At 65.5% G+C, this 6056-nt stretch carries 5 protein-coding genes; all 5 read right to left on the reverse strand.

Annotated elements, in window-relative coordinates; genetic code table 11:
• Positions 1-118: 118 nt before the first annotated feature.
• Positions 119-1207 (reverse strand): ABC transporter ATP-binding protein, encoded by a 1089-nt coding sequence (locus tag ACWDTP_RS04935; protein ID WP_450017150.1) that lies wholly within the window; start codon positions 1205-1207, stop codon positions 119-121.
• Positions 1208-1219: 12 nt separating this feature from the next.
• Complete coding sequence (locus ACWDTP_RS04940) at positions 1220-1981, reverse strand: enoyl-CoA hydratase (RefSeq protein WP_450017152.1); 762 nt, start codon at positions 1979-1981, stop codon at positions 1220-1222.
• Between the two features lie 73 nt (positions 1982-2054).
• The gene (locus ACWDTP_RS04945) at positions 2055-3500 is read right to left on the reverse strand and encodes an MCE family protein (protein WP_450017154.1); all 1446 of its coding nucleotides are present in this window, start codon (positions 3498-3500) and stop codon (positions 2055-2057) included.
• A gap of 2 nt (positions 3501-3502) precedes the next feature.
• Entirely contained in the window at positions 3503-4588 is a 1086-nt protein-coding gene (locus ACWDTP_RS04950) for an MCE family protein (protein WP_450017155.1), read from the reverse strand.
• A gap of 35 nt (positions 4589-4623) precedes the next feature.
• The gene (locus ACWDTP_RS04955) at positions 4624-5946 is read right to left on the reverse strand and encodes an MCE family protein (protein WP_450017157.1); all 1323 of its coding nucleotides are present in this window, start codon (positions 5944-5946) and stop codon (positions 4624-4626) included.
• Positions 5947-6056: the final 110 nt, after the last annotated feature.

Below are 6056 nucleotides of genomic sequence, written 5' to 3' on the forward strand. Positions count from 1 at the left end.
GTCGGTAGCGGGCCCCGCCTGCCGGCGGAAGGGCCCCGGCGCCGCGACGGGAGGGATGTGGCGAGGTGCTCGAACTCCGTTGCGGCGTCGAGCGTTGCGTGTCGTACCCGCTCGACCGTCACGGAACGCCCGAGCCTCGGGTCGGAACGGCGGCGAGTTCGGCGGTGTCCTCGTCGCGGTCGCGGTGACGCGAGGCCGCGGTGGGCTGCTCGGCCGACGCGTACTGGTTGTTGCTCTCGAGGTCGTCGCGGATGGCCTGCTGGGCGGCCGGCGGCAGGGTGTGCATGATGTCGCGCACGCGCGCCTGGCGGCGGGTGACGGCCTTGCGCTCGGGCATACCGGGGGTGGCCATGACCTGCGGCGGCACACCCTCGATCTCCTCGACACCGCCGTCGTGGTGACCGGCGTCGATGAGGGCCTGCTCCTCGGCCATCGTCGACTCGTCCTTCTCCTCGGACATGCCGATGGGACCGATACGGCGACCGTTGAGGAACTGCTTCACGACCGGCTCGTCACTCGTGAGGAGCACTTCGCGGGGGCCGAACATCACCAGGTGCTTGCGGAACAGCATGCCCATGTTGTCGGGCACCGTGCGGGCGATGTTGATGTTGTGCGTGACGATCAGGATCGTGCAGTCGATCTGCGCGTTGATGTCGATCAGCAGCTGCGACAGGTAAGCCGTACGAACGGGGTCCAGACCGGAGTCCGGCTCGTCGCAGAGGATGATCTGCGGATCCAGCACCAGCGAGCGGGCCAGACCGGCGCGCTTGCGCATACCACCGGAGATCTCACCGGGGAACTTGCCCTCGTCACCGGCCAGACCGACCAGGTCCAGCTTCTCCATCACTATCTGACGGATCTCGGATTCCTTCTTCTTCGTGTGCTCACGAAGCGGGAACGCCGTGTTGTCGTAGAGGCTCATGGAGCCGAAGAGCGCGCCGTCCTGGAACATCACGCCGAACAGCGTGCGGATCTCGTAGAGCTCCTTGGCCGAGCACTCGATGATGTCAGTCCCGTCGACCAGGATGGACCCCCGTTCGGGTCGGAGGAGACCGATCAGGGACTTCAGGAACACCGACTTACCGGTACCCGACGGGCCCAGCAGCACGCTCACTTCACCAGCGGGGATGTCGAAGGTGACGTCCTCCCAGATCCGCTGAGACCCGAAAGACTTGGTCAGTCCCTCCACCTGTACACCGATACCCACGCGAGATCCTTCCTACAGCGCCTGCTGAGCTGAGGCGATCCGTTGCAGAGACCAGACCTGAGGCCCGGTTTCGATCTCGACGGATAGTTCGTGGCTCGCGCCGGACGTCGTACCGGGCGAAATCGTCTGCTGCATCGTCCTTTTGGTGACCACGACGAGCTCACGTGCGGCGGCGGCGGGAGCAGCGGCCAATGACAGCGCCGTCTGCAGCGGGTCCTGGGCAATCATCAACGCCAGGCGGAGACGGACCGCCTCGGTGGCGTCGAAGGCCGTCCCGAAGAGCAGGGCGGCCCGTGCGGCTTCGGGTCCAATCGCCCGTTGAAGCATCCACGTCGCTCCCCCGCCGGGATGCACACCGAGTTCGAGGAAACGCGCGTCGAATCTCGCACGCGGCCCCGCCACGCGGACGTCGCAGGCCAGTGCGAGGTTCAGTCCCGCCCCCACGGCCGGGCCGTTCACCGCGGCGATGGTGGGAAGGCGACAGTCGGCGACCGCCAGAAATCCCTTGTACAGCTGGCGTAGCACGGTTTCGTCGGCGGTCCGCAACGTCGACCGTTCCGCACCCGCGCAGAAGGCGGAACCGGCTCCGGTGACCACGACCGCGTGAACGTCGGGGTCCTGCTCCACGGCGTGCACGGCGTCGCTGAGGGCGGAGGACATCGCCGGAGTGATCGCATTGCGGTGTTCGGGATCGTTGAGCGTGATCCGCGCGATGCGCTCCTCGACGTGCAGGAGAACCGGAGTGACCGGCTCCGGGGTGTGTCGCGCCGTCATGGCAATGTTCCTCTTCTCCCGCGGCGAAGGTGACGGCGGGTTCGGTGCGCGGATGACCGTGTCCTTCGGCGGTCTACGGTGATCCACCCGGCACCATCATGTCCTCGAACTTCTTCGGCGCAGCGGGGCTGGCGAGATCCTGTTGCCTGTACAGCTTTCCGTCGGGGCCGATGTACGAACCGTTCGCGGGGTCGTACGGCGCCACGGCGATGGGCGGTACGACCGCCGCCGGCGGTGGCGCTCCGGGCGGTGCCGCAGTTTGCGGCACTCCCTGGCCGGACAGGGTCGCGTTCGGATCGTCCTTCCAGTTCAGCCCGTCGTTCAACGGAACGTACTCCTCGTCGCTCTCGCACATCCGGGCAGTGGGTGCCCGCTTTCCGGGCTTGGCGGCGCAGGGGTAGTTGCGAGCCCCTCGAACGACGAAAGGAGAGTCCTGAGGTATCCGGCAGTACAGATCTCCGGCGGGCGGATCCGGGGCGTCTTCGAAACTCGCCGCCCGTTGTTGTTGAGCGGGAAGGAAACCCGTGGTGCACGGAGGCGGAAGGTTGACCGACAGTTTGAAGTTCAGGTAGGTGCCTCGATAGGGCGTATCGGCATACCGATCGGCCATCGTGGCAGCCTGCATCGTCCCCACCTGTTGGGGAAGCAGGACCAGCAACTGTTCGAGGTCCGGGCGATAGGTGACCAGCACCGGTGCGACGCTCGCGAGATTGGCCGCGATGATCGGGATCGTCGGTTGCAGTCGGTTGAACAGGTCACGACCGGCGTCGGCCGCTGCCGCGCCGTTCTGAACGAGTCCTCGCACGTCGGCGTCGTGGCCGCGCAGGCTGGTCGTCAGGGCGGCCAGGTGTCGTGCCCATCCCTGCACCGAATCCGCGGTATCGCTCTGGGTATCCAGAATGGGTGCCGCGTTGTCGATGACGTTCAGGAGATCCGGTAGGTTGCGCTGTGCATCGCCGGCGAGCGTCATCGAGCCGGCGATCAGACGATGGATTTCCGGACCGAGACCGCCGAAAGCCTTGTACGACTCATCAATTGCGGTCTTGAGATTGTCGCGCGGTATCGCCTCGAGGCCGCGATTGGTCGCGTCGAGAAGGGCGTTGATGTCCGGTGGCACCTCCGTGTTCGGCGCCGTGATCACGTCGCCGTTCTTGAGGGGTGCCGCGTCGGCTCGGCGGGGAACCAGTGCGACGTACTGCTCGCCCACCGCGGAGACGCTGTGGACCTCAGCACCGAGATCCGACGGAATCGGCACGTCGGACCGGAGTGACAGCCGTGCGACGACCCCGTCGTCGTTCAACTCGACGGATCTGACCTGGCCGACCTCCACACCGCTGTATGTCACGTTGGCGCGTTCATACAGTCCGGATGCCTCAGGCAGTTGAATCGTCACCTCGTAGCGACCGATTCCGAAACGTGTTGGCAGCTTTATGTATCCGAAGATGATGATCGTGGATGCCACGACCGCGACGACGACGAAGGCGCTGAACTGGAGCCAGATGATCCTGGTTACACGCATGGTCAGCGCCCCTGATCCGTACGGTAGGGGAGGGCGAGCGGGTTACCCGCATTGTAGGGACTCGGTAGCTGCCCCAGTGTCCGGCCCCACTGGAGTTCCAGTTCCGTGAGGTTGCCCTCGAAACGCGTGCCGACGAAGAAGGACTGATCGAGTCGGCTCATCGTCAGGTCGAATACGCTGGTGAGATTCATGTAGTCCCCGCGTTGGACGTTGGGCAGCGTCTCCTTCGCGAAGGGGAACGCGGTCAGGAAGCTCAACGATCGCGTGAGCGCAGGTCCGGCGTCACCCAGCGACTGCAGCACCGGGCCCAGTTGGTGGAGCTCCTGCACCGCCCTGTCCTTGGTCTGAGTGACCGTATCGGCGGTGACCGAACTGAATTCGCCGAATCGGTCCAGCGCGTTGGCCAGATCGTCGCGTGTGCTCTTGAGGACGGCCAGCGCCTCGGGAATCGATTTCACGGCTCGGTCGACGATCAGTTTGTTCTCGGCGAATCTCGCCGCGAGCGCGTTCAGGCTGTCGGTCGCGGCGGTGATGTCATCCACCTGATCGGCCAGCGACGCCATGAAGACGTCGAGTTGGTCGATGAGGTCTCGCAGGTCGCCTTCCCTGCCCGCGAAGGCCGTCGACAGCTCGCGCGTGATCTCCTGGATATTCCCGATTCCGCCGCCGTTCAGGACCAGTGACACCGCCGAGAGCGTCTGCTCCGTGGACGGGTACGTCGCCCCCGACGAAAGGGGGATGACGCTGCCGTTCGTCAGACTGCCATTGGGTTCCGCGTTGGACGGCGGCGCCAGTTCGATGTGCTTCGAGCCGAGGAGGCTTGTCTGCCCGATGGTGGCGGAGGCGTTCGCCGGCAGTTTCACGTCGCGCTCGATCGCCACCGTGACCAGCGCGTGCCAGCCCTGCCGTTCGATCGCGGTGACGGAACCGACGGTGACATCACCAACGCGGACACGGGAATTGCGCTCGATCGCGTCGACGTCGGGAAGCTGAATCTGGACCGAGTAGGCCCCCGGGCCGTGGCCTCGGGTGCCCGGTAGCGGCAGCGAGTTCGCGCCCTGCCAGCTGCAACCCGCGGCCACGAACACGGCCAGGATTACGGGAACGGATCGGGACACGGACACTATCCACCTCCGGTGGGCATGATGATGCCCTGTAGGCCCATAGACGGGTCGGTCGTATGCGTAGCCGACGGGCCATCTGCCGCCTCGGCGGGAAGAGCTGGTGGGGCCGGTGTTCCGTCCGGCGTCACCCCTCCGGGCTCCGATTGCGGTTGTGGTGGAACGTAGTCGGGTCGCATCCAGTCCTCTGAGTACGTCAGTTCGTTCGGACGCGCCTGAGCCCCGACCAGGGCGTTGAATCCCAGCGGCGGGAAGTTGATCTGACGGTTCTTGAAGATCGGCGCGAGGTACTGCACGCAGAGTCTGGAGGCCTGCTCGGCGTTGAGGCGTGACGCGGCCTGCACGGCGCCGCAGATGAACTGGATCGGGTTGGAGAAGTTCGTCGCCGCGAGCGAGCCGGTGACCGCACCCTGTGCGGGGTTGTAGACGTTCAGGAAGTTGGCGGCGGCGTTCGGTGAGACGTGCAACGTCTGCTTGATGTCCTCGAGGCTCTGGTGCACTGCCGTCGACACCGAGGCGAGTTTGTCTCCGGTGGTGCCGAGCGTGTCCTTGTTCTCGTTGACAAAATTCTCGACGTCGCCGATTACGGCGTTGACCGATCCGATGGCCTGGCCGACTTCGTTCGGCTGGTTGGACAGTAACGCCGTCACGGCGGCGAAGTTGTCGTTGAGTTGACGCATCAGGTCCCTGCTGGAGCTGAGGGCCGACACCAGGATCGACACGTTCTTGACCGTGCTGAAGATGTCGTTGCTGTGGTCGCCGAGGGCCGAGAACGCCTGTGCCAGTGCGACCAGTGTTCCGTGGATGTCCGTACCACGGCCGCGGAGGTTGTCGGCGGCGGTGTTGATGAGCTCACCGGCGGTGCTCACACCACCCGGTTGCGTGGGTTGCAGGGTCTCGGTGAGTTTCTGGAGTTGAACGCGCAGTTCGTCCCACTCGACCGGCACGGCCGTGCGCGACTCGGGTATGACGGCCCCGGCGGGCATGACCGGGCCGCCGTTGTAGGCCGGCGTGATCTGGATGGCCCTCACGGCTACCAGCGAGGGCGCGATGATGACCGCGTTCGCGTCGGCGGGCACCTTGACGTCTCCATTGAGGGAGAACGTGATCTTCGCACGGTTGGGCTCCGGATCGATGCGCGTGATCTTTCCGACCGGAACACCTAGTACGCGTACTTCGTCACCTGCGAACACACCGTTGCTGTTCGCGAAGTACGCCACCACCGTGCTGCCGTCGTTCACACGGGTTCGTATGAGGATCCCGGCACTCACGAACACCATCATCACGAGCGCCCCCGCGAGAACGCGTTTGAACCAACGGTTCACAGTTCACCCTCCTGGTCATTCGGCCGCGCATCGGCAATCGGCGGGCTGGCTACGGGCGGGGCGGGTTCGGCCGGCGCGGGGTGAAGCACCGGCGACGGCGTGGGTTGAGG

The sequence above is a fragment of the Mycobacterium sp. NPDC003449 genome (assembly GCF_053588415.1).

Coding starts and splice junctions, on each gene's coding strand:
- ACWDTP_RS04945 (WP_450017154.1), bottom strand. CDS start 3,500: ATGCGTGTAACCAGGATCATCTGGCTCCAGTTCAGCGCCTTCGTCGTC.
- ACWDTP_RS04940 (WP_450017152.1), bottom strand. CDS start 1,981: ATGACGGCGCGACACACCCCGGAGCCGGTCACTCCGGTTCTCCTGCAC.